28 protein-coding genes are annotated in these 26,647 nt (G+C 62.7%); 22 read left to right on the top strand and 6 right to left on the bottom strand.

Annotated features, from left to right (window positions below; translation table 11 throughout):
• Positions 1–11 precede the first annotated feature (11 nt).
• The 8 genes from AC2VNO_RS12010 (at position 12) to AC2VNO_RS11975 (ending at position 5,928) form a co-directional block, all read left to right on the top strand.
• The gene (locus tag AC2VNO_RS12010) at positions 12–830 is read left to right on the top strand and encodes an ATP-dependent zinc protease family protein (protein ID WP_486934339.1); all 819 of its coding nucleotides are present in this window, start codon (positions 12–14) and stop codon (positions 828–830) included.
• Between the two features lie 35 nt (positions 831–865).
• Positions 866–2,371 carry an inactive transglutaminase family protein gene (locus AC2VNO_RS12005; RefSeq protein WP_486934336.1) on the top strand — a complete coding sequence of 502 codons (1,506 nt, stop codon included), beginning with the start codon at positions 866–868 and terminating at the stop codon, positions 2,369–2,371.
• A gap of 5 nt (positions 2,372–2,376) precedes the next feature.
• Entirely contained in the window at positions 2,377–3,378 is a 1,002-nt protein-coding gene (locus AC2VNO_RS12000) for an alpha-L-glutamate ligase-like protein (RefSeq protein ID WP_486934335.1), read from the top strand.
• Positions 3,379–3,406: 28 nt separating this feature from the next.
• Positions 3,407–3,883 (top strand): transcriptional repressor, encoded by a 477-nt coding sequence (locus tag AC2VNO_RS11995; protein WP_486934334.1) that lies wholly within the window; start codon positions 3,407–3,409, stop codon positions 3,881–3,883.
• Positions 3,880–4,332: a phosphoribosyl-AMP cyclohydrolase gene (hisI, locus tag AC2VNO_RS11990; protein ID WP_486934333.1), complete on the top strand. Its 453-nt coding sequence runs from the start codon at positions 3,880–3,882 to the stop codon at positions 4,330–4,332. The genes AC2VNO_RS11995 and hisI overlap by 4 nt, the downstream gene beginning before the upstream one ends.
• Positions 4,333–4,395: 63 nt before the next feature.
• On the top strand, positions 4,396–4,683 hold the full coding sequence (gene yidD / locus AC2VNO_RS11985) for a membrane protein insertion efficiency factor YidD (protein ID WP_486934338.1): 288 nt from the start codon (positions 4,396–4,398) through the stop codon (positions 4,681–4,683).
• A gap of 173 nt (positions 4,684–4,856) precedes the next feature.
• On the top strand, positions 4,857–5,438 hold the full coding sequence (locus AC2VNO_RS11980; RefSeq protein ID WP_486934332.1) for a DJ-1/PfpI family protein: 582 nt from the start codon (positions 4,857–4,859) through the stop codon (positions 5,436–5,438).
• Between the two features lie 88 nt (positions 5,439–5,526).
• Positions 5,527–5,928 carry a ribbon-helix-helix domain-containing protein gene (locus tag AC2VNO_RS11975; protein WP_486934331.1) on the top strand — a complete coding sequence of 134 codons (402 nt, stop codon included), beginning with the start codon at positions 5,527–5,529 and terminating at the stop codon, positions 5,926–5,928.
• Here the strand turns inward: AC2VNO_RS11975 and AC2VNO_RS11970 are convergent.
• Together AC2VNO_RS11970 and AC2VNO_RS11965 are read right to left on the bottom strand one after the other, a co-directional pair.
• Complete coding sequence (locus tag AC2VNO_RS11970) at positions 5,898–6,323, bottom strand: SufE family protein (RefSeq protein WP_486934330.1); 426 nt, start codon at positions 6,321–6,323, stop codon at positions 5,898–5,900. The two genes, AC2VNO_RS11975 and AC2VNO_RS11970, sit on opposite strands and share 31 nt — an antisense overlap.
• A gap of 28 nt (positions 6,324–6,351) precedes the next feature.
• Positions 6,352–7,446: a tyrosine-type recombinase/integrase gene (locus AC2VNO_RS11965; protein WP_486934337.1), complete on the bottom strand. Its 1,095-nt coding sequence runs from the start codon at positions 7,444–7,446 to the stop codon at positions 6,352–6,354.
• Positions 7,447–7,778: 332 nt separating this feature from the next.
• On the opposite strand from AC2VNO_RS11965, the gene AC2VNO_RS11960 reads away from it, so the two are divergent.
• On the top strand, positions 7,779–8,828 hold the full coding sequence (locus tag AC2VNO_RS11960; RefSeq protein WP_486934329.1) for a DNA-binding protein: 1,050 nt from the start codon (positions 7,779–7,781) through the stop codon (positions 8,826–8,828).
• 78 nt (positions 8,829–8,906) lie between these two features.
• Here the strand turns inward: AC2VNO_RS11960 and nfuA are convergent, their stop codons facing one another.
• Entirely contained in the window at positions 8,907–9,497 is a 591-nt protein-coding gene (nfuA, locus tag AC2VNO_RS11955; RefSeq protein ID WP_486934328.1) for a Fe-S biogenesis protein NfuA, read from the bottom strand.
• Positions 9,498–9,740: 243 nt separating this feature from the next.
• Between nfuA and metH the strand changes: the two genes are divergently transcribed.
• From metH to AC2VNO_RS11940, 3 genes are all read left to right on the top strand, one after another.
• Positions 9,741–13,454 carry a methionine synthase gene (gene metH, locus AC2VNO_RS11950; RefSeq protein ID WP_486934327.1) on the top strand — a complete coding sequence of 1,238 codons (3,714 nt, stop codon included), beginning with the start codon at positions 9,741–9,743 and terminating at the stop codon, positions 13,452–13,454.
• Between the two features lie 213 nt (positions 13,455–13,667).
• Positions 13,668–15,320, top strand: coding sequence for a nitrite/sulfite reductase (locus tag AC2VNO_RS11945; protein WP_486934326.1), 1,653 nt, complete (start codon positions 13,668–13,670; stop codon positions 15,318–15,320).
• Complete coding sequence (locus AC2VNO_RS11940; protein WP_486934325.1) at positions 15,313–15,846, top strand: DUF934 domain-containing protein; 534 nt, start codon at positions 15,313–15,315, stop codon at positions 15,844–15,846. Before AC2VNO_RS11945 ends, AC2VNO_RS11940 begins: the two co-directional genes overlap by 8 nt.
• A 67-nt stretch (positions 15,847–15,913) precedes the next feature.
• Here AC2VNO_RS11940 and smrA read toward each other — a convergent pair whose 3' ends face one another.
• Entirely contained in the window at positions 15,914–16,507 is a 594-nt protein-coding gene (gene smrA, locus AC2VNO_RS11935) for a DNA endonuclease SmrA (protein ID WP_486934324.1), read from the bottom strand.
• A gap of 121 nt (positions 16,508–16,628) precedes the next feature.
• Between smrA and AC2VNO_RS11930 the strand changes: the two genes are divergently transcribed.
• From AC2VNO_RS11930 to pdxH, 5 genes are all read left to right on the top strand, one after another.
• Positions 16,629–17,078 carry a gamma-glutamylcyclotransferase family protein gene (locus AC2VNO_RS11930; RefSeq protein WP_486934323.1) on the top strand — a complete coding sequence of 150 codons (450 nt, stop codon included), beginning with the start codon at positions 16,629–16,631 and terminating at the stop codon, positions 17,076–17,078.
• 92 nt (positions 17,079–17,170) lie between these two features.
• Positions 17,171–17,527, top strand: a complete 357-nt coding sequence (gene arsC / locus AC2VNO_RS11925; protein WP_228578777.1) for an arsenate reductase (glutaredoxin) — start codon at positions 17,171–17,173, stop codon at positions 17,525–17,527.
• Between the two features lie 29 nt (positions 17,528–17,556).
• The gene (gene wrbA, locus AC2VNO_RS11920) at positions 17,557–18,177 is read left to right on the top strand and encodes an NAD(P)H:quinone oxidoreductase (protein WP_228578778.1); all 621 of its coding nucleotides are present in this window, start codon (positions 17,557–17,559) and stop codon (positions 18,175–18,177) included.
• The gene (locus AC2VNO_RS11915) at positions 18,174–18,569 is read left to right on the top strand and encodes a DUF2069 domain-containing protein (protein ID WP_486934322.1); all 396 of its coding nucleotides are present in this window, start codon (positions 18,174–18,176) and stop codon (positions 18,567–18,569) included. Before wrbA ends, AC2VNO_RS11915 begins: the two co-directional genes overlap by 4 nt.
• A 158-nt stretch (positions 18,570–18,727) precedes the next feature.
• Positions 18,728–19,369 carry a pyridoxamine 5'-phosphate oxidase gene (gene pdxH / locus AC2VNO_RS11910; RefSeq protein ID WP_486934321.1) on the top strand — a complete coding sequence of 214 codons (642 nt, stop codon included), beginning with the start codon at positions 18,728–18,730 and terminating at the stop codon, positions 19,367–19,369.
• 62 nt (positions 19,370–19,431) lie between these two features.
• Here the strand turns inward: pdxH and AC2VNO_RS11905 are convergent, their stop codons facing one another.
• Positions 19,432–22,179 carry a bifunctional acetate--CoA ligase family protein/GNAT family N-acetyltransferase gene (locus AC2VNO_RS11905; protein WP_486934320.1) on the bottom strand — a complete coding sequence of 916 codons (2,748 nt, stop codon included), beginning with the start codon at positions 22,177–22,179 and terminating at the stop codon, positions 19,432–19,434.
• Between the two features lie 107 nt (positions 22,180–22,286).
• On the opposite strand from AC2VNO_RS11905, the gene AC2VNO_RS11900 reads away from it, so the two are divergent.
• The 5 genes from AC2VNO_RS11900 (at position 22,287) to AC2VNO_RS11880 (ending at position 26,056) form a co-directional block, all read left to right on the top strand.
• Complete coding sequence (locus tag AC2VNO_RS11900) at positions 22,287–23,222, top strand: histone deacetylase family protein (RefSeq protein ID WP_486934319.1); 936 nt, start codon at positions 22,287–22,289, stop codon at positions 23,220–23,222.
• Between the two features lie 102 nt (positions 23,223–23,324).
• Positions 23,325–23,957 (top strand): helix-turn-helix domain-containing protein, encoded by a 633-nt coding sequence (locus tag AC2VNO_RS11895; protein WP_228578783.1) that lies wholly within the window; start codon positions 23,325–23,327, stop codon positions 23,955–23,957.
• Between the two features lie 59 nt (positions 23,958–24,016).
• Entirely contained in the window at positions 24,017–24,337 is a 321-nt protein-coding gene (locus tag AC2VNO_RS11890; RefSeq protein ID WP_486934318.1) for a DUF1244 domain-containing protein, read from the top strand.
• On the top strand, positions 24,334–24,855 hold the full coding sequence (gene moaB, locus AC2VNO_RS11885; RefSeq protein WP_486934317.1) for a molybdenum cofactor biosynthesis protein B: 522 nt from the start codon (positions 24,334–24,336) through the stop codon (positions 24,853–24,855). The genes AC2VNO_RS11890 and moaB overlap by 4 nt, the downstream gene beginning before the upstream one ends.
• Entirely contained in the window at positions 24,848–26,056 is a 1,209-nt protein-coding gene (locus AC2VNO_RS11880; protein ID WP_486934316.1) for a molybdopterin molybdotransferase MoeA, read from the top strand. The genes moaB and AC2VNO_RS11880 overlap by 8 nt, the downstream gene beginning before the upstream one ends.
• A 10-nt stretch (positions 26,057–26,066) precedes the next feature.
• Here AC2VNO_RS11880 and AC2VNO_RS11875 read toward each other — a convergent pair whose 3' ends face one another.
• Positions 26,067–26,639 (bottom strand): acyl carrier protein phosphodiesterase, encoded by a 573-nt coding sequence (locus AC2VNO_RS11875; RefSeq protein ID WP_486934315.1) that lies wholly within the window; start codon positions 26,637–26,639, stop codon positions 26,067–26,069.
• Positions 26,640–26,647 lie beyond the last annotated feature (8 nt).

Here is a 26,647-nt window from a genome sequence, read left to right as displayed (position 1 = left end):
CCCTCGCCTGGTTGCTGGGCTCGTTGCTGATCAGCGGTTGCGCCCTTGACCCCGCCTCTCAATCTGCCCCTGAGCCTTCACTGAGTCCTGAGGCCTTCGAGGCTCGTATGGGGCAGCTCGAAGACCAGATGGCCTTGCGCTGCGATCGAGCCGACTCCCACTTGATGCGTCAGGATCAACGCCAAGCCGAGTTTCTTTCGGAAATGCGCGACATGGGCCTGACGTTGCGTCACCTGCGGGGAGACATCGAACGGCTCGAGCAGCGTGGCGAAGAACCGGTCGTGGTTCCCGCCGAGTGCAATAACGAACTGGACGAGTCGCTTTCCTCAAAGGAATTGGTCGGTCGCGCCGAGTGGATAGGCCTGCCGGAAATCGGCACCTATCTTCGTGCACGGGTCGATTCCGGCGCCAATACCTCCTCACTGAGTGCCACGGACGTTACCCGCTTCGAGCGCGACGGTGAGGACTGGGTTCGCTTCAAGCTGGGCCTCACCGATGACGACATCGTCGTCGAGAACGTGCGTGACGAGTGGATCGAGCGCCCTGTCGAGCGTCGCGTACGCATCCTGCAGGCCGCCGGCAGCGAATCGCGCCCGGTGGTCAGCCTGCTGATGACAATGGGCCCCATTCGAGAAACGGTGGAATTCACCCTCAGCGATCGCACGCATCTCGATTATCCGGTGCTGCTCGGACGCCGCTTTCTCATGGATATTGCGCTGATCGACGTTGCCGAAAACTACATCCATCCTCGCCCCGAATTCCCTGGCGGACGTCCTGCCGCCGAGGCGGCGGAGGATGAAATCAACGATCGCGATGAAGATGAAGGCTGATCTCCAGCCTGTTGCCCTGTCTGCAAGGAAGAAACATGTCACGACTGCCCTTCTATCTCCTCGTGGGTCTGCTGATGGCGCTTGGCATCGGTACCAGCCTGCATCGGCACATTCAGATGGAGGTGCCATGGACACCGGGAGAGCAGCGGCAGATATGGGAGGTTGAAGCCATTGTCGACTTCACCGCGCTCGGCAATCCCGTACGCGTCGACCTGGCACTGCCCACACACCAGCGTGGCTACCGTATCCTGACCGAGAATACCGCTTCTCCGGGCTATGGCCTGTCGTTCCTTCAGGACGAGTCGGGGCGGCGGGCCCAGTGGTCCATTCGCAATGCAACGGGCAGCCAGCAGCTCTACTACTCGGTTCGTCTCCAGGCAACCGAGGATCGACGTCAGCGCCAGATGGTTCGCCCTGCGCTGCGTGAAGTGAGCTGGGATCGACCCTACGATACCGCCGCGGCTCAGGTCATCGAACGCGCCTGGATGCGGAGCTCCGATCCCTATACCTTCGCCCGCGAGCTGATTCATGACTTCAGCGAGGATCGTCAGGGCGAGAATGCACGCCTGTTGCTGACTCAGTTCGAGCGAACCCCCCTACTGGTCCGGCTGCTCAATCAAGCCGGCGTGCATGCACGCGAGGTCAGCGGCCTCGTGCTGGAGGATGGCCGCCGGCGCCAGACGCTGACATCCTGGATCATGGTATTCCACGACGAGGAAAACTGGGCGCTGTTCAATCCGCGCACTGCCGATCAGGGCCAGCCGGAAAACCTGCTGCTGTGGGAGGCTGGCGGGCGCGCCGTGCTCGAAGTTCAAGGGGGAACCAACTCACGGGTGACGTTCTCCATGCTGTCGCGCAGTCAGCCGGCGGCCGCCGCCGTGCGTAGCCAACTGGCCGAGGACACCCTGCTCAACTTCTCGATCCACAGCTTGCCCCTCGAAGAGCAGGCCATTTTCCAGACCATTCTGCTGATTCCCATCGGGGCGCTGGTGGTGGTATTTCTGCGCATCATGGTGGGTATCAAGACATCGGGTACCTTCATGCCCGTTTTGATCGCCCTGGCCTTCATACAGACGACGCTGGCGACCGGGTTGATAGGCTTTTTGCTGATCGTCGCCGTGGGACTGGTGATCCGAAACTATCTCTCTTACTTGAACCTGCTGCTCGTGGCGCGAGTATCGGCGGTCATCATCACCGTCATCGCCATCATTTCAATCTTCTCCGTCCTCTCTTACCGTGTGGGCCTGAACGCCGGACTGACGATCACCTTCTTCCCGATGATCATCCTGGCCTGGACCATAGAACGGATGTCGATCCTGTGGGAAGAGGAAGGACCCAAGCAGGTCTTGATTCAGGGCGGTGGCAGTCTCCTAACGGCGGTGCTGGCGTATCTGGCCATGAACAATCCCTGGATACGGCACATCACCTTCAACTTCCTGGGCGTTCAACTCATAATCATGGCTCTGATCATGCTGCTGGGTAACTACACGGGCTATCGTCTGCTCGAGCTGCGGCGCTTCAAGCCGGTCACCGAGGATTGAGCACCATGTGGGCATGGCCAAGCCAGCTGAGTAGTCGCGGCATCATCGGCATGAACCGGCGTAACATTCGCTACATCGGGCGTTACAACAACCGTCGCCTCTACCCACTGGTGGACGACAAGTTGAAGACCAAACTGCTGGCGGAGAAGTATGGCATCACCACCCCGGCGCTGATCGGCACGGTTACCACCCAGTTCGAGGTCAAGCATGTCGATGAGATGATTGCCGGGCACGACGGTTTCGTCATCAAGCCTGCCAAGGGTAGCGGTGGCAAGGGTATCCTGGTCATCGAGCGCGTCGACGGCGATGCCTTCATCAAGCCCAGTGGCGCCCGTCTCAGCCTGACGGATCTGCATCGCCACATTTCCAATATCCTCTCGGGGCTCTACTCGCTGGGGGGAACCCCGGACGTGGCGATGATCGAGGCACTGATCAATTTCGACGAAAAGCTCTCCGAATACACCTACGAGGGCGTGCCCGACATTCGCGTGATCATCTTCCGCGGGTATCCGGTAATGGCGATGATGCGTCTCTCCACGGCCGCCTCGGACGGCAAGGCCAACTTGCATCAGGGAGCCGTCGGGGTGGGACTCGACATCGCCACGGGGACCGCGGTACGCGGCGTTCAATTCGACCGCTCACGTCTCGATCATCCGGATACCGGCCATGAACTATCCAGCCTGCTGATTCCCGACTGGAGCGGCCTGCTGGAGCTGGCCGCAGGCTGCTACGAGATGACCGGTCTGGGCTATCTTGGCACCGACATGGTCATCGACCGCAATCTTGGCCCCATGCTGCTCGAACTCAACGCGCGTCCCGGCCTGGCCATACAGATGGCCAACGGGGAGGGATTGCGGCCGCGTCTGGACCTGGTGGAGAAGCAGCCCGAAGGTCTTGACGTCAAGCAGCGGGTCGCCTTTGCACAACGCCATTTCGCTCGTCGGGGCGTACTCAAGAACCGGTCGGAACCCCAAGCTGGCTCCGTCCAGCCTCAGCACGTAGAATGAACGCTGTTCCATACTTATCGGCCCAACCATGTCCGACGCTAACGCCCTGCTTGCGCAGGCTGAACGACAATGCCAACTTCGCGGTGTTCGATTCACTCCGATAAGGCGACGAGTTCTCGAGATGATTGCGGGGACCAGTGGCGGCCTGAAAGCTTACGAGCTGCTTGACCGGCTGGCCCTCGAGCATGCCGCGGCCCGCCCGCCGACCATTTATCGCGCCCTCGAATTCTTGATCGAACAGGGCCTCGTCCATCGTATCGAGTCGCTCAATGCCTACGTGGCTTGCCCCTGCCCCGAGCATGCCCACGGCTTTCAGCTATTGATCTGTCGCCACTGCGGGCGCGTTGAGGAGCTGCACCTGGACGACGTCAACGCTCAGCTCAGTGCCAAGGCGCGCGACCTGGGGTTTCGCGTCGAGCGTCAGACCATCGAACTGCTGGGCAGCTGCGACATCTGTCTTTGCGCTCCGCCGCAAGCCAAGCCTGCCACAACGGAAACGCCATGACCGATACCTTCAAGGAGCTCGAACGCGCCGAACTCGATAGCCGCCTGCCCATCGAGCGGGTGCTCGCCGCGGTGCGCTACAATGCCGACGGTCTTATCCCGGCCATCGCTCAGCAGCACGATACCGGCGAAGTGCTGATGATGGCCTGGATGAATCGCGAGTCGATCGAAGAGACGCTGAGCAGCCGTCGTGTCTGCTACTGGTCTCGCTCACGGGGAAAACTCTGGCGCAAGGGAGAGACGTCCGGTCAGCAGCAGCTGCTGCGCAGCGCCAGTCTGGACTGTGACGGCGACACCCTGCTGCTGCAGGTAGATCAGCAGGGGCCGGCCTGTCATACCGGACGCCGTAGCTGCTTCTATGTGGCGCTCGAGGAGGGTGAGGCGAGGATCAGCAGCGAGCCGCTGCTCGACCCCGACACGCTCTACCGCAAGTCTTCCGTGGAGCGCTGAGGCGTGGGTTCGCTCACGCTGTGGCTGCGACGCCCTGTCAGGCTGCTGCGTGGCGCCCTGAGCATGGCATTGATTGGACTCGTCAAGCTCTACCAGCTGGTGGTGAGTCCCCTGCTGGGACCTCGCTGCCGCTACTGGCCCAGTTGCTCACACTATACGGTGGAAGCCATTCAGGTTCACGGTCCCCTGCATGGGGGTTGGCTGGCCTTCAGGCGTATCGTGCGCTGCCATCCCGGCAGCGATGGCGGCATCGACCCCGTGCCGGGCGGGCCAAGCGAGCAGCTGTGCCGCGAAGACCCCGAACTCGATGAACACTTTCGCTGCCGTGAAGGAAGCTGCAGCAAACACTGAACCCTTCCCCGCCGCCCGTGCTCGAACCACGACGGTTTCGCGTCACCTCTCTGCCCCCCTGTTTTTTCTTTGTCAGCTCGTCTGTAGTAGCCCGCTACCACCCTCTTTCGGCCAAGCCATGCCAGAGTGCAAAAGGCACATTCCAACATAACGAGCCGATGAGGAGACACGCCATGTCCGCCAAGCGACTGCTTTTGCTGTGCGGCGACTTCGCCGAAGACTACGAAACCATGGTGCCCTTTCAGGCCCTTCAAGCCGTCGGCCACCGCGTAGATGCGGTGTGTCCCGACAAGCGGGCCGGAGAGAGCATTGCCACCGCCATTCACGACTTCGAAGGCGACCAAACCTACAGCGAGAAGCCCGGGCACCGCTTTACGCTCAACGCCGATTTCGCCGAGGTCGACCCGTCCGACTATGACGGCCTGGTGATCGCCGGCGGACGCGCTCCTGAATACCTGCGCCTGAACTCACGGGTGATCGAGGTCGTGCAACACTTCTTCGGCAACGACAAGCCGGTGGCAGCGATCTGCCATGGCGCTCAACTGCTGGCAGCAGCTCGCGTACTGGAGGGGCGTACGTGCTCCGCCTACCCGGCCTGCCGCCCGGAGGTCGAGCTTGCCGGTGGTCGTTACGCCGACATCGCGGTGGACGACGCCATCACCGATGGCAACCTGGTTACGGCCCCCGCCTGGCCCGCTCACCCTGCCTGGCTGTCTCAGTTCCTCGTGGTGCTGGGTACGCGCATCGAGCTGTGACCTCACTGTACGGCCGCCTTGCCGTAGGCCGCGGCCGACGCCATGATGGATAAAGTGTCGGCCGGGCCATTCGAGGGAGGGGAGAGGCATGTGCAGACTGTTCATCGGCGCCGAGCCGGAGCTTTGGGAGCCTCAGACTCGTTCCATGCGCCTCGACGGGGTTTCCACCAGCGTGCGTCTGGAGCGGTTTTTCTGGGAAGTGCTCGAGGAGGTGGGCAAGCGTGATGGCCTGACCCTCGCTCAGCTGGTATCGAAGCTAGCCAGGGAGTCCGCCGAAGCCGGGCACGACCCCACGAACTTCGCTTCCTTTCTCCGGGTCTGCTGCGGGCGCTATCAAGCGCTGCAGCTGGCAGGCGATATTCCGGTAGCGCAGGATGTGGCCATAGCCAGCCTCGATGCCGCAGCGATACTCGAGAGAGAGCGGCGCAGGCAGATTGCCAGCCGCCCCGGGGCCCGACGTCAGGCGGCTTCCCTTTCGGCAACTTCGTAGATCTTCGCCAGCATGGCATGCAGGCCGTTGCTGCGCGTAGGCGATAAATGCTTGTCGAGCCCCAGGTCCTGCATGAAATGCGGGCTGGTCGCGCGTATTTCAGCGGGCGGACGGTCGTTGTAGATTCGCATCAGTACGGCAATCAGCCCGGAAACGATGGCGGCATCCGATACCGCATCGAAGTGCAGCACTCCGCTTTCGCAGCGGTGGTGCATCCAGACGTTCGATTGGCAGCCCTGTATCTTGAGTTCCGGCGTTTTCCACGCCTCGGGAAATGCCGGCAGCTGCTTGCCCATGTCGATGATGTACTGGTAGCGGTCCATCCAGTTGTCGAACATCTCGAACTCTTCCCGCAATGCCTGCTGCGCCTGCTCGGCCGTGGCTTCGGTGGTCATGTTGCCTCCCGTGATGACATGGCCTTCATTATACCGGCTCCGGGGCCCTGCCGGGTAAACCGTGTATTGACTGCTGACGATGCCACTCTTCGTCCTCGTTGTGCAGATAGCGCGCCGTGGTGTCGAGTCGCGCATGACGTGCGGTGCTTGCCAGGTAACGCAGCTCGACCCCGGCCTGGGCCTGGTGAGTCAGCGAGGTGTGCCGCAGCCAGTGCGGTGTAGCGGCTCGGAGACGCGCCGCCTGAGCGATAGCGTGGTCACCGGCCTGAGCTTCCAGAGCATCCGCCGCCTCATGAAAGGTAGCGCGGATCAGACGGTAAAGCTGGTTGGCGCCCAGCTGGCGCTTCGCATCCAGACCGCGCAGCAGCGGGCTCTCCTCAAGGGCCTGTGGTTCTGCCGGCAGGCCCAAGGTCTGTCGCCAGTGACATAGCAGCGTTACCAGATCGGGCGGGACCGGAATGCGAGCCAGCTTGTCGCCCTTCCCTACCACTCGCCACCACCAGCGACCTTCACGCTGGAAGAAGTCGCTCATTCGCGCAGCGGCCATTTCACTGATACGCGGGGCCATCAGATAGGCGAAGCCAAAAATCATGCGCCGACGCTGCCAGAGGAAGCGCTCGCGGCGAGTGGCGTCGTTGCCCAGCGGTTGAGTCAGCCACTCCCAGAGCCACTCCCACAGCGGGCGCTCCAGGTAGCGCTCTATGCCGACCTGTCGATTGTCCAAACGCCGTCGCTTGTCGCGCATCAGGCGGAAAGGATTGTGCGCGACCCACCCCGCCTCCACCAGCCAAGCGAACATGCCTTGCAGAATGATCAGGCTCTGACGACGGCTGCTGGGCGACAGCGGGCCGCGAAAGGGACGCCAATCCGACGAGTGACGCGGGCGCGGCGGCCCTATCCATTGCTCCCGCGGCGAGGGGAAGGCGAGAAATGACTCGTAGGCGTCGAGATCGCGACGGCGTAGCTGGGCAAGGTCCCGCCCTTGGTGCTCCAGCCACAGCAGCAGTCGTTCGGCCTCTCGACGATAGGCGCGCAGAGTTTGCGGGCTGCCTCGGTATTCGCTAAGCCAGCTCGCAACGGCCTCGGCATCGTTCGTCGCGGCAATGGTGGCCTCGATGGGCATTGCCGTGTGCTTTTGCTGCGCGAGCCGTGTTTCCGTTACTACGCTGACCTCTTTGGCACCGCTCATGCCCTGCACTCCTCGATCCTGACTTCGGCGCGTCATGAAGGAGAAGTGTCGGACGTGGGAAGTAAAAGTTCAAGATAATGCGGGTAATCATGAATTTATCAATATAAGTGTATCGTAAATTACGTAATACACATAACGTAATTTACTTTCTCAAGGCCTGCAAACCGGCTATGCTAAGCAAACTAGCGGGCGCAAGGCATAGCAAGAACAAGTGTCGCCCGCCGCGTGAGCATGGAGCAGCCGCCACACCCTCAGGGAGAAACGACATGGCACGCAGCGGTGTGCAATACGAGGATGTTCAGAGCGCCATCGAGGCCCTTCAAGCCAAGGGAGAAGCACCCAGCGTTCAAAAAATTCGCGAAGTGCTGGGCACCGGCAGTTTCACCACGATCAGCGATCATCTACGAGAGTGGCGTTTTCGGCGTGAGCACAGCCGAGAGCTTCCTGCCTCGCAGGCCATGCCCGACCCGGTACTGCGCCTGGCTGAAAACCTCTGGCACAAGGCTCGAGAGGCGGCTGGCGAGGCGTTGGCGAGCTATCGGGAGCAGGCCGACCAGCGTATTGCCGAGGCCTTGCACGCGATGCAGGATGCCCAGCGGCAGGTCGAGGATGCCGAGCAGCGGGAAACCGCCTTGTCGGCCCACCTGGCAGGCACCGAGCAGCGCCTCGAGTCCCGCAGTGCTGCGCTGGCACGTATCGAGAGCGAGCGCGATCAATTGCAGGAGCGCGCACGCCAGTTCGAGGAACGGCTGGCGCGCGCCCTGCAACAGCTCGACAAACTGCAGCAGGAGAACGAATTACAGGCTCAGACGCAGCAGCAGGTGCTGGCAGAGCGCGAGGCTCAGCATTTGGCTCGCCTGAACCAGGAAGAGCAGCGCCATGAAGCAGCCGAGGCACGGCTGATGGCGTTGCTCGACGAAGCGAGGCAGGAGCGCGTGTCGGCCGAGAAGCGACACAGTGCCACGCTGCAGCAGCTCGACAAGCGACACGAAAACCAGCAGCGGCAGCTTAACGAGACTCAGGCGGCGTTGGCGCGTGAGGAAAAGCAGCATCGCGAGACCCAGTGGGCCCGAAGCCGTGCCGAAGAGCGTATCGATACGCTGCGTCACGAGCAGTCACTGCTGCAGGCGCGTATCGATGACCAGAAACGCCACATCGAGGAGCAGGCAGCGCGGCTGCGCACGCTGGAGGCGGAAATGATGCGCCGCACCTGGCAGCCAGGCGAAGAACACGCCGAAGCGCGTCGCGCGAGCAGGGAGGCCAGGCCGGAAATGCAGGAAGGCTCCGCGGCGGAGCCTTCCGAGGGTGCGCGCTGAACAGAGGCCGCGCTTAGCGAGGTGTGACGCGTCTACCCGGTCGCGTCACCTACTCTGCTCGTGTGCAAAGCGTTGCGTTCAGCGGTAATAGGCATTCGTCGTGTCGGTGTGGTCGGTCACATCGCGGATGCCGGCCAGTTCGGGGATACGCTCCATCAGCGTCTTTTCCACACCTTCCTTGAGCGTCAGGTCGACGGCTGCGCAGCCTTGGCAGCCGCCGCCGAACGCCAGCACCGCCACCTGTTTGTCGGTCAGCTCAACCAGCTTGATCTCCCCGCCGTGGGCAGCCAGGCCAGGATTGATTTCGCTGTAGAGGATATAGTTGATGCGATCTTCCAGCGGACTGTCGGCGTTGACCTTGGGCATCTTGGCGTTGGGTGCCTTGATGGTGAGCTGGCCACCCATGCGGTCGGCATTGAAGTCGACCACTGCCTCTTCGAGGAAAGGCAGGCTGTTCTTGTCCAGCAGCACGGCAAACTTGTCGAGTTCCAGGCGCTCGTCGGTGGGCTCTTCCTCACCGGGCCGGCAATAGGCCAGGCAGGTCTCGGCATAGGGCGTACCCGGCTGGGTAATGAAGATACGCACCGCGATACCTTCGACGTTCTGCTTCTCGAGCAGCTCGGCAAGGTAGTCCTGGGCGCTGTCGGTAATCCGGATGCTCTCGCTCATGGTGTTCTCGCTGGTCGGGCACGGCGTTTGGCCGTCCATATGTGACATGTCATCATGGTAAGCAAAAGCCCGCTCCGAGACAATCCCGACTGTTTTGGTCGGTTTTTGACCAACCCTGCCCTCAAGCCGCTGGTTTTGCTACCATGTCGAGCCCGATACGACCGCCCTGCCCAGAAGCCGACAAGAATCAACGGGGCGGCATAGATTCCTGGACGTGACTTTCGCTGGAGACCGACCCGACCCATGGCCGCCCTACCCCCTGCACTGACCGCCACCCTCACCGAACGGCTCGGTGAGCGCATCCTCATGCTGGATGGCGGCATGGGCACCATGTTGCAGAATGCCCGCCTCGACGAAGCTGACTTTCGCGGCGAGCGCTTCCGTGACTGGCCCTCGGACCTGAAGGGTAACAACGACCTGCTGGCGCTGACCTGCCCCGAACTGGTCACCCGTATTCACCGCCAGTACCTCGAGGCCGGTGCCGACATCATCGAGACCAACACCTTCAACAGCACGCGCCTTTCCCAGGCCGATTACGGCATGGAAGAGCTGGTGCCGGAGCTCAATCGCGAGTCGACCCGTCTGGCGCGTGAAGTGTGTGACGCGGTGGCTGCCGAAACCGGTGTGCCGCGCTATGTGGCCGGCGTCCTGGGGCCGACGTCGCGCACGGCTTCGCTCTCTCCTGATGTCAATGACCCGGCCAAGCGCAACGTCACCTTCGACCAGTTGCGCGAGAACTATTACGAAGCCGCCGAAGCGCTGATCGAGGGTGGCGCCGATCTGATCCTGATCGAGACCATCTTCGACACGCTCAATGCCAAGGCCGCCATCTTCGCCTTGGAAACGCTGTTCGAAGACCGCGGTGAACGCCTGCCCGTCATGATTTCCGGCACCATCACCGACGCATCCGGCCGCACCCTTTCCGGCCAGACCACCGAGGCTTTCTGGAATTCGGTGCGCCATGCCCAGCCGCTCTCCATCGGTCTGAACTGTGCGCTGGGTGCGGAAGAGCTGCGGCCTTATCTGGAAGAGCTTTCCACCAAAGCCGACACCTACGTTTCGGCGCATCCCAACGCCGGCCTGCCCAACGAGTTCGGCGAGTATGACCAGACGCCGGAAGAAATGGCGGCCATCGTTGCCGAATTTGCCTCGAGCGGCCTGGTGAACATCATCGGCGGCTGCTGTGGCAGCACCCCGGAGCATATCGCCGCGATCCACGCCGCCATTCGGGACCTGCCGCCACGCAAGGTACCCGAGCGGCCGCGTGCCTGTCGTCTGTCTGGGCTGGAACCGTTCAACATCGAAAAGGGCTCGCTCTTCGTCAACGTCGGCGAGCGCACCAACGTCACCGGTTCGGCGCGCTTCAAGCGTCTGATCGTCGAGGAAGACTTCACGACGGCGCTGGAGGTGGCGCTCGACCAGGTCGAGAACGGTGCCCAGATCATCGACATCAACATGGACGAAGGGATGCTGGAGTCGCAGGAAGCGATGGTGCGCTTCCTCAACCTGATCGCCGGCGAGCCCGACATCGCCCGTGTGCCGATCATGATCGACTCCTCCAAATGGGAGATCATCGAGGCCGGGCTCAAGTGCGTTCAGGGCAAGGCGGTGGTCAACTCCATCTCGCTCAAGGAAGGCGAGGCCTCTTTCCGCGAACAGGCGACTCTGTGCCGCCGCTACGGCGCTGCCGTGGTGGTCATGGCCTTCGACGAGACCGGCCAGGCCGACACCTTCGCGCGCAAGACCGAGATCTGTCAGCGCGCCTATACCTTGCTGGTGGAGGAGATTGGCTTTCCGCCGGAAGACATCATCTTCGACCCCAACATCTTCGCCATCGCCACCGGGATCGAGGAGCACGACAACTACGCCGTCGATTTCATCGAGGCTACCCGCTGGATTCGCGAACACCTGCCCCACGCCATGGTTTCCGGCGGTGTCTCCAACGTGTCGTTCTCGTTTCGCGGCAACGACCCGGTACGCGAAGCGATCCACTCGGTATTCCTTTACCACGCCATCCGTGCCGGCCTGACCATGGGTATCGTCAATGCCGGACAGCTGGCGGTCTACGATGACCTGCCGACTGAGCTGCGCGAAGCGGTCGAGGACGTGGTGCTCAACCGTCGCCCTGACGGCACCGAGCGTCTGGTCGACCTGGCCGAGAAATACAAGGGCGACGGCAGCGGCGCGGCGAAGAAGGAAGATCTGGAGTGGCGCAGCTGGCCGGTGGAGAAGCGCATCCAGCATGCCCTGGTCAAGGGTATTACCGCGTTCATAGAAGAGGATACCGAGCTCGCTCGTCAACGGGTCGCGCGGCCCATCGAAGTGATCGAAGGCCCCCTGATGGATGGCATGAACGTGGTCGGCGACCTGTTCGGCGCCGGCAAGATGTTCCTGCCCCAGGTGGTCAAGTCGGCGCGCGTGATGAAGCAGGCGGTGGCCTATCTCATCCCGTATATCGAGGCAGAAAAGAACGCGCTCGCCGCAGAGGATCAGCAGGCCAAGGGCAAGATCGTCATGGCTACCGTCAAGGGCGATGTTCACGACATCGGCAAGAACATCGTCGGCGTTGTCCTGCAGTGCAACAACTACGAGGTGATCGACCTCGGCGTGATGGTGCCTGCCGAGAAAATCCTGCAGGCGGCCCGAGAGGCCAATGCCGACATCATCGGCCTGTCGGGGCTGATCACCCCCTCGCTGGACGAGATGGTCCACGTGGCCAAGGAGATGAAGCGGCAGGGCTTCACGCTGCCGCTGCTGATCGGCGGCGCCACGACGTCGAAGGCCCACACGGCGGTCAAGGTGGAACCCCAGTACGATGAGCCGGTGATCTACGTCACCGATGCCTCACGTGCGGTCGGGGTGGCCGGCAAGCTGCTCTCGCCGGCGTTGAAGCCTGCCTACGTGGCCGAAATAAAGGCAGAGTACGAACTGGTACGCGAGCGCAATGCCAAGCGCCGGCCCAAGGCGGCGGACCTGAGCTATGCCGAGGCCCGCCAGCGCAAGCTGCCCATCGACTGGGCGAGCTATACGCCACCGCCGCCCACCTTCACCGGCCTCAAAGTCTTCCATGACTACGATATCGAGGAGCTCATCGAGCGAATCGATTGGACCCCCTTCTTCATGAGCTGGGAGCTGGCGGGCAAGTATCCTCGCATCCTGGATGATGCCGTCGTCGGCGAAGCTGCTCGCAGCCTGTTTGCCGATGGCCAGGAGATGCTGCGCAAGCTTCTCGACGAGAAGCATGTGGAAGCACGTGGCGTCATCGGCCTGTGGCCTGCCAACAGCGTCGATGACGATGTCATCGAAGTCTATGCCGACGAGTCGCGCAGCGAAGTGGTGGAACGTCTTCATCATATCCGTCAGCAGACCACCAAGAATCGCGACGGCATCTGCTACAGCCTGGCCGACTTCGTGGCTCCCAAGAGCAGCGGCAAGGCCGACTGGATCGGCGGCTTTGCCGTGACCACGGGTCACGGCGTCGAGGCGCTGGCGGAGCGCTACAAGGCCGCCGGGGACGACTACAGCGCGATCATGGTCCAGGCGCTGACCGACCGCCTGGCCGAAGCCTTCGCCGAGCGCATGCACGAGCGGGTGCGCAAGGAGTTCTGGGGCTACGTACCTGACGAGACTCTCGACAACGATTCTCTGATTGCCGAGAAATATCAGGGCATCAGGCCTGCCCCGGGTTATCCCGCCTGCCCCGATCACACCGAGAAACGCACGCTGTTTCAACTCCTCGACGCCACCGCGAATGCCGGCATCGAGCTGACCGAGAACTTTGCCATGTGGCCGGCTGCTGCGGTATCGGGGTGGTACTTCTCCCATCCGCAGTCGAAATACTTCTCAACCGGCAAGATCACTCGCGACCAAGTCGAGGCGCTGGCCGAGCGCAAGGGCATGAATCTCGTCGAGATGGAGCGCTGGCTCTCACCGGTGCTTTCATACGACCCGACCTGAGGTCATGGCCGGCCGTGCGCCGTTACGGGCACGGCCGGAGGCACCGGCAGCCAGCCCCTGTCGTGTCTCATGGCAGCGCTAACGGGCCTAGCCTTGACCCTTATATGTCTTTATGTATAAAAAATATGAATATTTATTCTTTCAAAGAATATGCTCGGGGCGTTATGGTGCCCCCTGACGCTTCGCCATTCCCCCAGCAGCAGGACCGGCTGAATGTATCGCTATGACACCCATGACCAGGCTCTGGTCAATGAACGCGTCGCCCAGTTTCGCGACCAGATGGACCGTTATCTGGCTGGAAGACTGAGCGACGAAGAGTTTCTGCCGCTACGCGTGCAGAACGGTCTCTATGTCCAGCGCTACGCGCCCATGCTGCGTATCGCCATCCCCTACGGCATGCTGGCCTCCTACCAGCTGCGCAAGCTGGGCGACCTGGCCCGCGATTACGATCGCGGCTATGGCCACTTCACCACGCGCACCAATTTGCAGCTGAACTGGCCGAAGCTGGAAACCGTACCCGACATGCTGGCCGAGCTCGCCAGCGTGCAGATGCACGGCATTCAGACCAGCGGCAACGATATTCGCAACACCTCCACCGACCAGTTCGCCGGTATTTCCGAAGACGAGGAGGTAGATCCGCGGCCCTGGTGCGAACTGATCCGCCAGTGGTCGACGTTCCACCCCGAATTCACCTATCTGCCGCGCAAGTTCAAGATCGCCGTGACCGGCGCTTCCGAGGACCGCGCCGCCATCCAGGTGCACGATGTAGGCCTGCGCTTCTGGCGCGACGACCACGGCGAAGTGCGCGTCAAGGTACTGGCTGGCGGTGGCCTTGGCCGCACGCCGATGATCGGTGAGGTGGTACGAGACGACCTGCATTGGCAGCACCTGTTGACCTACCTGGAGGCTCTGGTTCGCGTCTACAACCAGTTCGGCCGCCGCGACAACAAGTTCAAGGCGCGAATCAAGATCCTCGTCAAGGCACTGGGTGTCGATGAGTTCCGCCGCCGCGTCGATGCTGAGTGGGCGCACCTCAAGGATGGACCGCAAACGTTGACGCGTGAAGCCGTCGAGGCGATGCAGGCCCACTTCATCGACCCCGATCGCCGCCCCGTCAGCGAGGAGGCGGTCGCCGAGTTCGAGCGCCTGCGTAGCGAGAACCGGGCCTTCTCCCGTTTCGTCACCAACAACGTGCATGGCCACAAGGTGCCGGGCTACAAGGCCGTCACCCTTTCGCTAAAGCGCAGCGGCCACTCGCCGGGCGACCTCACCTGGGAGCAGATGCACCAGGTGGCCGATCTGGCCGAGGAGTTCAGCTACGGTGAGATCCGCGTCACCCATGAGCAGAACCTGGTGTTGGCCGATGTGGCGGTGGACCGGCTGGCAGAGCTCTGGCAGCGCCTCGATGAGCTCGGCCTGGCCAACCCTACCGTCGGGACCCTCGCCGATCTGATCTGCTGCCCGGGAGGCGATTACTGCGCCTTGGCCAATGCCAAGTCGATCCCGGTGGCCCACGCCATCCAGGAGCGCTTCGAAGACATCGACTTCCTCTACGATCTGGGGCCGCTCGATCTCAATATTTCCGGCTGCATGAATGCCTGCGGTCATCACCATGTGGGCCACATCGGTATTCTCGGCGTCGACAAGAAAGGCGAGGAGTGGTACCAGATCTCCCTCGGCGGCGCTCAGGGCAACGACTCATCGCTGGGCAAGATACTCGGCCCCTCGTTCGACCGCGAGAGCGTTCCCGAGGTCATCGACAAGGTGTTGCAGGTCTATGTCGGCGAGCGTGCCGACGGTGAGACCTTCATCGAGACCTATCGCCGTATCGGCCTCAAGCCATTCAAGGAGCGGGTATATGCCTGATCAGACCACCACCCTGCCCCCCTTCATTCGTGGCGGCAAGCCGGCCGAAGACCGTTGGGTACTGGTACGCGAAGACGACGCCCCGCTTCCGGACAGCCCCGCCATCGTGTCCCTGGCACGCTGGCAGGAGTTGGAAGGCAGCCGTGAGCTGGCACCGTGGCTGCCCAGCCATACCGAGCTCACGCCTGAGCTGGCCGAGGAACTTGGCGGCGCCCCGCTGATTGCCATCGACTTTCCCAAGTTCACCGATGGCCGCGGCTACAGCCTGGCGCGCTTGCTGCGCGAGCGTTACGGCTACGAGGGTGAAATTCGCGCTATCGGGGACGTGCTGGTCGACCAGGTATTCTTTCTTACCCGCTGCGGCTTCGATGCCCTGTCGCTGCGTGAGGATCAGTGGCTGGAAGACGCTCTGCGCGCCTTGAATACCTTCAGTCGTGCCTATCAGCCCGCCGTCGACGTGGACGAGCCGCTGTTTCGCCATCGCATGCGTGAAAGCGTGAAGCACGTCCAGCCGGCGCTGGTCTAGACAGCGGCTGAGGTTGCCAGCCAAACGCTAAAAGCCGGCCTCGTGCCGGCTTTTTCACGGTTACGCTTCAGCCACGTCGCTTCTGTTGGCGTTCACGATTTGCCGCCTTGGCGCGCTCGCTCTTGCGCAGCATGACCCACGTTGCCCCTAGCCCGCCGTCTGCCTGCTGGGCGGAAACGTACGCCTGCACTTCCTGAAACTGAGCGAGCCATTTGGCCAGGTAGGAGCGCAACACGTTGGCGGGGCTATCGATCTCCTGCCCGCGGCCGTGCACGATGAGCACCGAACGCAAGTCGTGGGCATAGGCCTCGTGAATGAAAGGCGGCAGCATGCGGCGACATTCCGCCAAGGGGCGGCGCAGCAGGTGCAGCCGCGACTGGGCTGAGTAGCCACCGTGGCGCAGACGGTCGACGACGCCCTGCTGGATGCCGTCGCGGCGAAACGCGACAGGATCGTAGGGTGGCAGCAGTTCGACGAAATCGTCCGATAGAAAGCTGTCCTGAGCGAGCTCGGCCTGGGCACTTTCTCGCCGCGCCAGTTGAGCCTCGGTCGGCCGACTGCGGCGCGCCCCCGGGTTGGCCCGATTGGTGCTCCTGCGCAGCGGTCTCACATCCCCCATCAGTGCGCTGAAGTCCTGATCCTCATGTGCTGAGTGAGTCATGGCAACCCTCCGCTGTGGTCGAGCCTCGACTTCATCCTATCAGAGCCCAGTGGCGGCGGAGAACCGGACACAGGCTCTTTGCCGTGGCAGGATGTGCATCTACGCATCCGATGGAGTAGACATGCGCCTGCGTCATTGCGTTCTCGGTGTGCTCGTTGCCCTGGTAGTCATACTGAGTTGGCTCTGGTTCACCATGCTTAGCCCCCTCACCTACGACCGCCCTGCCCACCTGCCCCCCATCGAGCAGGGCGAGCATGCGGTATTCGTCTACGGCACGCTGCGCTTCGCTCCCGTAAGGTGGGTGGTCATGGGCCGAGCCGGAGTTACGGAAGCGGCCTTGCTCGATGGATTTCGTCGCGAGGGCCTCGATCTCACCGAGGCCCCCGGTGAGCGAGTGGCGGGCGAGGTCATCGTAGTCGATGCCGACGAGCTCGAGCGCCTCGATCGCTATGAACGCCTTGGCATTCGCTACCAGCGGGAGCCCATGCGGCTGACGGATGGCCGCGTGGCCTGGGTCTACCGCCGCTTGAACGAGACCGCTCACTCCCCCCAGGCCGATGCAAGCGACTGATCGAAGCGGACATTTCCGCGGGCCACGGTTGTGGCGACCCTGGCGCGCCTTCTACAATACTGACCAGCCTTCCAAGGATCGAGGAGTCTCACATGGCCATTACGCTCTACCACAACCCCCGCTGCTCGAAGTCGCGACAGGCCCTGGCGTTGCTTGAGGAGCGAGGTGTCGAGGTGACGGTACGTCGCTATCTCGACGACCCCCTCAGCGAAGATGAGCTGCGCGACCTCATGTCACGCCTGGACGCCGACGGGGAGGCGCTGGTGAGGACTCAGGAGGCAGAGTGGCGCGAAGTCGAGGAGACCAACCTGCAGGATCAGGAACAGGTCATCCGCGCCCTCGTCAAGTACCCCAAGCTGATGGAACGCCCCATCGCCGATGACGGCAAGCGTGCCGTTATCGGGCGTCCCCCAGAAGATGTGCTGGCGCTCGTCCACGCTCAAGACTGATACCTGCACTCCCTCGAACTGGAGCCACGATGCGCGATTCCATTCCCTATGTGCTGATCCTTTACTATTCCCGACATGGCGCAACGCGCAGCATGGCCGAGCAACTGGCTGCCGGAGTCGAATCATGTCCCGGCATCGAGGCGCGGCTGCGTACCGTGCCGCCGGTGTCGCCCACCTGTGAAGCCGTCGACCCCGAGATTCCCGCCGAGGGGGCCGTCTATGCCGACCTGGACGACCTGCGCCAATGTGCCGGCCTGGCGCTGGGCAGCCCGACCCGTTTTGGCAACATGGCCGCGCCGCTCAAGCACTTCATCGACTCGACCAGTGCGCTGTGGCTCAACGGTGCCTTGATCGACAAGCCGGCCACGGCGTTCACTTCCACGTCCAGCCTGCATGGGGGCCAGGAAACCACCCTGGTGTCCATGCTGCTGCCCTTGCTGCATCACGGCATGGTTTATGCCGGCTTGCCCTACAGCGAGACCGACCTGATGACCACCACGGGGGGTGGTACGCCCTACGGGGCCAGTCACGTGGCGGGTCAACGCAGCGATCAGCCTCTCAGCGATGCCGAGCGTCGCCTGGTTCGCGCCCAGGGCAAGCGCCTGGCTCGGCTGGCCCTGGCACTTGGCAACCTGAGGGAGTCTGCATGAGGCGTTGGGTGGAGGATCTCGAGGCGCGTCACGGCGTTGACAACCTTACGGAGCGCAGCCGACAGTTGGTACTGGGCAGCTATGTCGTGCTGCTGGGGCTGCTGGCCTGGAGCGGTCTGGCGATGGAGGCCGGCACCAATCCGCTGATGCCCATTCTGATTCGCGGTCTGCCGCTGATCCTCTTTCTTCCTTCGATACTGAGCAAGCGCCCCAGAGGGCATGCCTGGCTCGCCTTCGTCAGCCTGCTCTATTTCGTTCAAGGCGTCATGGTGGCAACGCTTCCCGGCCAGGGGATTCTAGGCGTTGCCGAAGCGCTGACCGCTCTCGGACTGTTCACCGGCTGTATGTTCTACGCCCGCTTCCGTAGCCGCCAGATGAAGGTGGGACCATAGCGGGTGAAACGCGCGCTGTCTCAGGGCGAGCACTCGAAGGGGCTGCGCCAATCCAGCCCCTGGGGGTGGCCACGGATTGAACGTTACCGATTTTGCCGTGGGTGTTGTGCTGCTTCCCTTCTACGGCGACCATAGAATGAAAAGACGAGGAGTACGCCATGACACGCAACATTGCCGATATAAGGCGGGACTACGAGGGTGGCCGGCTCGAGGAAGGCATGGTGCCCGGCGAGCCCATGGTGCTGTTCGACGAGTGGCTGACGCTGGCATTGGATGCCGAAGGCCAGGACGGCAATGTGATGACGCTGGCCACGGTCGACAGCCAGGGCCTGCCCCACGCACGCGTCGTGCTGTTGAAGGGCTTCGATGAGCGCGGCATGGTGTTCTACACCAACTACCACAGCCACAAGGGCAGCGAACTGGCCAATGTTCCTCAGGCCGCACTGGTTTTCTGGTGGCCCAGCCTGGGGCGCCAGGTGCGTATCGAGGGGCGCGTGGAACAGGTCGGTGAAGCCGAATCGGATGCCTATTTCAACAGCCGCCCTCGCGCCAGTCAGCTGGGGGCCTGGGTCGCGACTCAGAGCGTCGTGATTCCCGATCGGCACTGGATCGAAGAGCGTCAGCATCGCTTCGAGCAGGCCTATGAGGGTCAGGAGATCCCGCGTCCTGGGCATTGGGGCGGCTATCGGGTAGTGCCGGACATGCTCGAGTTCTGGCAGGGCCAGCCGAGCCGGTTGCATGACCGCATCCGCTACGAATTCCGCGACGAGGCCTGGCGCTCTTTCCGCCTGGCCCCGTGAGTCGTCTCTAATCGATTCTGCGCAGGCGCCGATGCCACATCGGCGCCTGTCGATTGTCCGCCTTAGTCGGGGAGACTCTCCAGCCGGTGGCGCTGCCACTCGCTTTCCGGTTCGTTGAGGCGCAGTACCGCATCGACTACCTGCTCCTCCATGTTGTAGCGGCAACGGAAGCCGAGATGCTTCATCAGCGCCCGCATGGGGTGGTTGTCGACCATGATTTTGCCGATCATTTCCAGCGTACCCACGCTGCGGCAGTAACCGATCATCTTCTTCATCAGCAGACTGCCAAGCCCCTGCCCTGCCATGTCGTCACGCACGATGATGGAGAATTCGGTGCGGATGTTATCGGGGTCGTTCCATACCCGCACCACGCCGAGCATTTCCTTGCTGCCGTCATCCTTCTGGTGCTCCGCGATGAAGGCCATCTGACGGTCGTAGTTGATGTGCGAAAGGATCGACAGGTCTCGCTGGCTGAGATCGGATTTGTTGTGAAAATAGCGAAAGCGAATGCTCTCTTCCGACAGCTGGCTGTGGAAGCTTGTGATCAAGGGTGCATCTTCGGCGCGGATGGGGCGCACTTCGACCCGCATGCCATTGTTTAGCGTTACCCACTCCCGCAGCTCCTCCGGGTACGGCATGATGGCAAACCGTGCCGGGGTGCCGAGATCGAGGGCAAAATCCACCGCCACCATGCCGTCCCGGTTGAGCAGCAGCGGGTTGAGCTCCAGGCCACGTAGTTCAAGCAGGTCCGTGGCCATCTGCGACAGTTTGACCAATAGCTGGCACAGTCTCTTGAGGTCGCGCTCGGGCTCGCTGGAGTGTTCGCGAATCAGCCGGGCGGCATGGGTACGGCCGACCACATCGGCTGCCAGGGTCATGTTCAGCGGCGGTAGCGCCACCTGCCGGTCGGCCAGAATATTGACCTTGTAGCCGCCGATGCCGAACACGATCAAGGGACCGAATACCGGGTCTCGCGTGATCCCGGCACAGATCTGCATCGAGTGCTTGCCGCGCTGCATCGACTGCAGGCAGTACTCGCGAATTTTCACCGGCGGGAATTTCTCGTGAATCTTGTGGCCGAGCCGGGTCAGCCCCTCCGCCACCTGGTGCGGTTCATGAAGATCCTGGAGCAACCCGGCCGAGAGGCGATGGGGATGCTTGCGATAGCGAAATGGGCGGCAGTTGCCGTCGTGTACCACCTTGAGGGCCCAGGGGCCTTCAAGCTCCTGCGCCGCGGCGGCGGCCTCGTCAGGCGTATGAACGTAGCGACTGGATGCCACCGGAATACCGTAGGCTTCGAGTACCTGAGCAGCCTCGGAGTGCGAGAGGGTCTCGCGTCCCTCTGCCCGCGCCTGTTCGATCAGGGTGTGGCAGCGCGCTCGAATGTCCGCCGTGGTGCTGAACGGCAAGCTCGGTGGCGTTTCCTGCAGCAGTGCTTGCACACGTTGATAGTCGACCATGTGCATGAACGCCTTGACCGCTTTCTCCGGTGAGACGTAGGTCGGTATTCCCGCCATGCTGCATTCATGGCGGGCGTAGAGCGCGCCCTCCAGCCCCATCCAGCTGGTCAGCAGGTTGCGCTTGAAACGCTTGCGATTGGCAATCAGTGCCTGGGCCGTGACCTTCGAAGGAGCCAGGCGCGTGGGGGCGTGTACCACCAGCACAGCGTCGACCCCGGGGTCGGCAGCGACGATTTCCAACGCATCGACGAAGCGTTCCGGCGTGGCATTGCCGCCAAGATCTACCGGGTTCTCGCCAGGCTTGCTCATGTCGAAGACACCCTTGCGCAGTGCATTGCGTGTCTCTTCGTTGAATTTAGCCAGCGTGCCGCCCGCACTGACCAGCTTGTCGATGGCAAGCATGGCAGGTCCCAGCCCGTTGGAGACGATGGCGAGACGGTCGCCTTTCAGCGGGCGCATCTGCGACAGGGTCATCAGCGCATCGAACAACTCGTCGGAATCGTTCACCCTCACTACCCCGGCGCGTGACAACGCGGCATCGAAGACCACGTCGCGATTGGCGATGCCGGGGGTCGGCGGCATTCCGGACAGGTCCGACTGCGGCGTTCGCCCGCTCTTGATAGCCAGTACCAGACGGTGGCGTGATGCGTCGCGCAGGGCGGTCATGAAGTGCTGGGAATCGTTTATTCGTTCGAGGTGCAGCAGGATGGCCTGGGTGGGAGCGAACTGGTTGATGTAGTCGATGAGATCGGGAAGCATCACGTCGACGCTGTCGCCTACCGTGATCAGGTGCGAAAAACCGATGCCCCGCCCTGCCGCCCAGTCGATCATGGCGTTGCCGAGCATGCCCGACTGCCCCAGATAGGCGACCTTGCCGGCCTTGACCGGCTGGCTGGAATAGGAGGCATTGATACGGCGCCCCGGCACGATCAGGCCCATGCACTCCGGTCCGAGTACCCGTATGCCCGATTCTCGAGCGGCGGTCAGCATGCGCTCGCGTATAGAGCCCGAGTCGTTTTCCACATCGTCCAGATGCGCTCCCCCGGTCAGCACCAGGGCCGCCTTGACGCCAATCCGTCCTAGCCGAGAGATCACCTTGGGAAGCGTGTCGGCCGGCGTACACACGACCGCCAGGTCCGGCGTTTCCGGCAGTTCCGCTATTCGCGGGAAACAGGGCTGCTCGAAGACCGACTCATAGCCCTTGCGATTGACGGCCCACAGCGTTCCCGGGAAGCCCGCCTCCTGCAGGTTGCGAATCACGATGCCGCCAATGGAGTGGGGCTTTTCGGAGGCGCCTATCACCGCGATGGTGCGCGGTTCGAAGAAGTGGCGCAGGAACCGGGTACTCAAAGCGTTACCTCCACCAGAAGAATATGCTTCCCTGTGTACGACTTATTGACACTGTTGTGCAAGGGCTTAGGCGCATTAAGGTGACCCCAGTCACTCTGGAGATCCGTATGATCACGTCATTCATCTCGCATCCTGACTGCGATCTTCACCATATGGGTCCGGAGCATCCAGAAAGCCCCCTGCGCCTTGAAGCCATCAAAGCTCGTCTCGCCCTCAGCGGCCTCCTGCAGCAGACGATGCAGTCGGAAGCACGCCCCGCCAGTGAAGAGGAGTTGGCAAGGGTCCATCCACTGCGACACCTGCGTGCCTTGGACAAATGCGTCCCCGAGGCCGGTATCGTCACGCTGGACAGTGACACCATGATGAATCCGGACAGCCTGAGCGCCGCTCGCGTGGCGGCTGGTGCCGTGATCCGTGGGGTCGACCAGGTGTATCGCGGCCAGGCAGACAACGTGTTCTGTGCCGTTCGCCCCCCCGGCCATCACGCGGAAGCCACCGATGCCATGGGATTCTGCTTCTACAACAACGTCGCCGTAGGGGCCGCTCACGCCCGCTCCCGCCATGGCGTCAAACGCATCGCCATCCTCGATTTCGACGTACACCAGTGCAATGGCACCATCGATATCTTCAAGGACGACCCGAACATTCTGATCTGCACCAGCTTTCAGTTCCCCTTCTACCCGTGGCGCTACCTGCGCAGCGAGTGGCAAAACGTGGTCAATACCCCGCTGGAAGCCGGCACCGACAGCGTTGCGTTTCGCAAGGCGATCGAGGACGACTGGCTACCCGCCCTGCACGCCTTCAAGCCCGAGCTGGTGCTGATTTCGGCCGGTTTCGATGCCCATCGCGAAGACCCCATGGCCGAGCTGTGCCTGGAAGACGAGGATTATTACTGGGTCACACGCCTGGCGCTGGACATTGCCACACTCTATGCCGACAACCGCCTGGTGTCGGTGCTGGAGGGCGGCTACGACCTGGATTCCCTGGGGCGTAGCGCCGAGGCCCATATCAAGGCACTTCTCGGACTGCCTTTCGAAGGCTGAAAAGGTCGTCGTCGTCGCGCACGTCAGAGGCGCCCCAAGCAATGCAGGGAGCGCCTTCTGTGGTACGCTTTGGAAACTCTGTTTCCGATAGTGAACTCATCAATGCCCGCCAACACCGATCAGCAGGCCGCGCTGCGCATCGCCTCGGGACGCAAGCCGTTCGTCGAGCCCCTGCGTCTCGGCGAACGACTCAAGGAGATTCGCCTCTCCAACCAGTGGACGCTCGAGGATGTCAGCCAACGTACGGGATTGGCGCGCTCCACGCTCTCCAAGATCGAGAACGATCAGATATCACCGACGTTCACCGCCGTGCAGAAACTGATCAACGGCCTTGGCATCGACCTGCCTCAATTGCTGACGCCACCCAAGATCCAGCCGCGCACCATGGGTCGCCGCGACCTGACTCGCCAAGGCGAAGGCCAGCGTCACCCGACACCCACCTACGAACACGAATTGCTCAGCTGCGAGCTGGCTCAGAAGCGCATGATCCCGTTCAAGACCATCGTTCGTGCCCGCAGCTTCGATGAATTCAGCGAGTGGGTACGCCACGATGGCGAAGAGTTCCTGATGGTGCTGGAGGGCGAGATTCGTCTCTATACCGAGTTTTACGAGCCGTTGCAGCTGTCACGCGGCGACAGTATCTATTTCGACAGCGACATGGGGCATGCGCTCGTCTCCATCAGCGATGACGACGCGGTCGTATTATCGGTCTGCACCCGTGGCGAAGTCGTCTGAGCCGTCAACCAGTTATGTCTTTTTTGTTATCCTGAGGCGACACAACCAGGAGCCAACGTATGCAGCATCTCGACGACGCCACACGCACCCAGCTCGAGGCCGCCGCCTTCCGTCGCCTGCTTCAGCATCTGGATGCCCACAAGGAAGTGCAGAACATCGACCTGATGATTCTTGCCGACTTCTGCCGTAACTGTCTTTCCAAGTGGCTTGTATCCGCTGCCGACGAGCACGGGGCCGAGCTCGATTACGAGGCGGCACGCGAATACGTCTATGGCATGCCTTACGGGGAGTGGAAGGACAAGTACCAGGCCAAGGCTACGCCGGAGCAGCTTGCCGCCTTCGAGCAGCGCCAGGCCCGCAAGCGGGAGTCGGGCTCATGAGTGAGTCGATGATCCCGCTGAAAATCGCGGTGCTGACCATTTCCGATACCCGTGACTTCAACAGCGACCGCAGCGGCGCCCTGCTCGCCGAGCGACTTACCGAGTCCGGGCATGAGCTGGCCGAGCGCCGCATCGTGGTCGACGATATATACCGCATTCGTGCCGCGGTTTCCGAGTGGATCGCCGCTTCCGATGTGCAGGTGATTCTGACCACCGGCGGGACCGGCTTCACCGGCCGAGATTCCACCCCAGAGGCGGTATCGGTGCTGCTGGACAAGCGGATAGAGGGATTCGGCGAGCAATTTCGCCAGCTCTCCTGGCAGGAGATAGGCAGCTCGACCATCCAGAGCCGTTGCTTGGCCGGCCTTGCCAATGCCACTGCGATCTTCTGCCTGCCCGGGTCGAGCGGCGCCTGCCGCACCGCCTGGGACGGCCTGCTTGCCGAGCAGCTCGACAGTCGCCACAAACCGTGCAATTTCGCCAACCTGGTCATCCCCGGAAGAGGCCAGCATGGCTGAGCTGCAGTCCGTCGAATCCGCGCTGACCGCTCTGCTCCAGGGCGTCGATGCCGTCGAAGCACACCTCGTCAGCTGCAGCGAGGCCGGGGGCCGGGTATTGGCCGACGACATCATCGCGCGGCTCGATGTGCCCCCCTTCGACAACAGCGCCATGGACGGTTACGCCTTGCATCACGAGGATGCCGGCCGACGCCTGCCGATCGCCCAGCGTATCGCCGCCGGGGTCAAGGCGCGACCGCTCGCGCGTGGTACCTGCGCTCGCATTTTCACCGGTGCCGAACTGCCGGAAGGCGCCGACTGCGTCGTCATGCAGGAGAAAGTCGAGGTCTGCGGTGACGAGGCCGAGATTCCGGGGCAAGTGACGGTACACGACAACGTGCGCCACCGTGGCGACGACGTTACCGCAGGCGCAGTGCTGCTCAACGCCGGCCACCGCCTGGATGGTGCTGCGCTGGGGCATCTGGCCAGCCAGGGAATCGTCGACGTAGCGGTACGTCGGCGGCCAAGGGTTGCTTTGCTGACCAGTGGCGATGAAATCGTCGAACCGGGCCAGCCGCTGGCGGCTGGGCAGATCTACAACAGCAACCGCCCCATGCTGAAGGAGCTGCTGGAAAGATTCGGCGCCGAGGTTTCCTTCATCGCCTCGCTGCCCGACGATGCCGGCAGCACCCGGGACGTGCTGGCACGTGCCGCTGAGCAGGTCGATGTGGTGGTGACAACGGGCGGTGTCAGCGTCGGCGAAGAGGACCACGTCAAAGCCGCCATCGAGGCCATAGGTCAACTGGATGTCTGGCGCCTGGCGCTCAAACCGGGCAAGCCGCTGGCCCTGGGCCGACTCCTTGCCAGTGGCGGACGCGAGGTGCGCTTCGTCGGCTTGCCCGGCAATCCCGTTTCCAGTTTCGTTGCCGCCTGGCTTTTCCTGCGCCCGCTGATGGGCGCCCTGCTCGCCTGCCCCGGCCTGGCGAGCCTGCCGAAGTTGAGGGCACGGGCCTGCTTCGCTACCAGCACCGGGCCGCGGCGGCACTACATGCGAGTCTCGCTCGCCATGCAGCAAGACGGCTTGCGCGCACACGCTTTTGCCAATCAGGGCTCCGGCGTTCTCTCATCCTGCGTATATGCTGATGCGCTGGCGGTGATACCGGCCGATACGCAAGTCAGCGAGGGCGACTGGATCGACTGCCTGTGGCTCAGGGCCGATTGAGGCAGCGGAGTCACTCCATGCGAGGGACTTCCAGGGCATGCACGACGGCCGGCCACAGTCGGTGGAAGTCCGCTTCCAGGCCGGCATAGTCCGCCTTGAGCCAGGGCACCGATGCCGCCAGACGATTGGGGCCCGACAACCGCCGACCAATGCCGGATATTGCATCGCAGGTGAAGGAAAAGTCGGCATAGCGATGCAGCCAGTCCTGGGCGACCAGGGCCGGTATCATGCTTTCCAGGCGGGCTGGGGCAGGCCTGTGGCTGAGCACCTCGTAGCTACGCAGTACCAGAAGAGATTGCTGTCGCCCCAGGTCGAGTTCTCGCGCAACGAAGTGATCCCACACCAGATCAAGCGCAATGCCGGCGTAGCGGCGATGCTCGGCAGGCGCACGTCTGCGTGCCGACAGCACGACCGGGTGAGCGTCGACGAAGGCATCGACCCGGCGATGATGGCGAATGCCCAGCGCCACCTCGGCAGGCCAGGCAGAGAGGTCGCTGCCCTTCACGCCATCGGCGATCAGATTGCCGTACAAGAATTCGTCGCTGCCGCCACGGGCAAGCCAGGCATGAGCCAGGAAGTTCATGCCGACCC

The organism is Halomonas sp. TH-94 (assembly GCF_057473365.1).
The sequence above is the reverse complement of the archived record's forward strand: the minus strand, read 5'-3'. Positions and strand labels throughout refer to the sequence as shown.

Excerpts from the sequence above, each read along its gene's own strand:
- AC2VNO_RS11940 (WP_486934325.1), top strand. The coding sequence starts at position 15,313 with ATGCCTGATCAGACCACCACCCTGCCCCCCTTCATTCGTGGCGGCAAG.
- AC2VNO_RS11960 (WP_486934329.1), top strand. The coding sequence starts at position 7,779 with ATGGCACGCAGCGGTGTGCAATACGAGGATGTTCAGAGCGCCATCGAG.
- nfuA (WP_486934328.1), bottom strand. The coding sequence starts at position 9,497 with ATGAGCGAGAGCATCCGGATTACCGACAGCGCCCAGGACTACCTTGCC.
- AC2VNO_RS11880 (WP_486934316.1), top strand. The coding sequence starts at position 24,848 with ATGGCTGAGCTGCAGTCCGTCGAATCCGCGCTGACCGCTCTGCTCCAG.
- AC2VNO_RS11945 (WP_486934326.1), top strand. The coding sequence starts at position 13,668 with ATGTATCGCTATGACACCCATGACCAGGCTCTGGTCAATGAACGCGTC.
- AC2VNO_RS11895 (WP_228578783.1), top strand. The coding sequence starts at position 23,325 with ATGCCCGCCAACACCGATCAGCAGGCCGCGCTGCGCATCGCCTCGGGA.
- AC2VNO_RS11930 (WP_486934323.1), top strand. The coding sequence starts at position 16,629 with ATGCGCCTGCGTCATTGCGTTCTCGGTGTGCTCGTTGCCCTGGTAGTC.
- metH (WP_486934327.1), top strand. The coding sequence starts at position 9,741 with ATGGCCGCCCTACCCCCTGCACTGACCGCCACCCTCACCGAACGGCTC.
- arsC (WP_228578777.1), top strand. The coding sequence starts at position 17,171 with ATGGCCATTACGCTCTACCACAACCCCCGCTGCTCGAAGTCGCGACAG.
- AC2VNO_RS11900 (WP_486934319.1), top strand. The coding sequence starts at position 22,287 with ATGATCACGTCATTCATCTCGCATCCTGACTGCGATCTTCACCATATG.
- hisI (WP_486934333.1), top strand. The coding sequence starts at position 3,880 with ATGACCGATACCTTCAAGGAGCTCGAACGCGCCGAACTCGATAGCCGC.
- AC2VNO_RS12000 (WP_486934335.1), top strand. The coding sequence starts at position 2,377 with ATGTGGGCATGGCCAAGCCAGCTGAGTAGTCGCGGCATCATCGGCATG.
- AC2VNO_RS11965 (WP_486934337.1), bottom strand. The coding sequence starts at position 7,446 with ATGCCCATCGAGGCCACCATTGCCGCGACGAACGATGCCGAGGCCGTT.
- AC2VNO_RS11980 (WP_486934332.1), top strand. The coding sequence starts at position 4,857 with ATGTCCGCCAAGCGACTGCTTTTGCTGTGCGGCGACTTCGCCGAAGAC.
- moaB (WP_486934317.1), top strand. The coding sequence starts at position 24,334 with ATGAGTGAGTCGATGATCCCGCTGAAAATCGCGGTGCTGACCATTTCC.
- wrbA (WP_228578778.1), top strand. The coding sequence starts at position 17,557 with ATGCGCGATTCCATTCCCTATGTGCTGATCCTTTACTATTCCCGACAT.
- AC2VNO_RS12005 (WP_486934336.1), top strand. The coding sequence starts at position 866 with ATGTCACGACTGCCCTTCTATCTCCTCGTGGGTCTGCTGATGGCGCTT.
- AC2VNO_RS11975 (WP_486934331.1), top strand. The coding sequence starts at position 5,527 with ATGTGCAGACTGTTCATCGGCGCCGAGCCGGAGCTTTGGGAGCCTCAG.
- yidD (WP_486934338.1), top strand. The coding sequence starts at position 4,396 with ATGGCATTGATTGGACTCGTCAAGCTCTACCAGCTGGTGGTGAGTCCC.
- AC2VNO_RS11875 (WP_486934315.1), bottom strand. The coding sequence starts at position 26,639 with ATGAACTTCCTGGCTCATGCCTGGCTTGCCCGTGGCGGCAGCGACGAA.
- pdxH (WP_486934321.1), top strand. The coding sequence starts at position 18,728 with ATGACACGCAACATTGCCGATATAAGGCGGGACTACGAGGGTGGCCGG.
- smrA (WP_486934324.1), bottom strand. The coding sequence starts at position 16,507 with ATGACTCACTCAGCACATGAGGATCAGGACTTCAGCGCACTGATGGGG.
- AC2VNO_RS11915 (WP_486934322.1), top strand. The coding sequence starts at position 18,174 with ATGAGGCGTTGGGTGGAGGATCTCGAGGCGCGTCACGGCGTTGACAAC.
- AC2VNO_RS11970 (WP_486934330.1), bottom strand. The coding sequence starts at position 6,323 with ATGACCACCGAAGCCACGGCCGAGCAGGCGCAGCAGGCATTGCGGGAA.
- AC2VNO_RS11995 (WP_486934334.1), top strand. The coding sequence starts at position 3,407 with ATGTCCGACGCTAACGCCCTGCTTGCGCAGGCTGAACGACAATGCCAA.
- AC2VNO_RS11890 (WP_486934318.1), top strand. The coding sequence starts at position 24,017 with ATGCAGCATCTCGACGACGCCACACGCACCCAGCTCGAGGCCGCCGCC.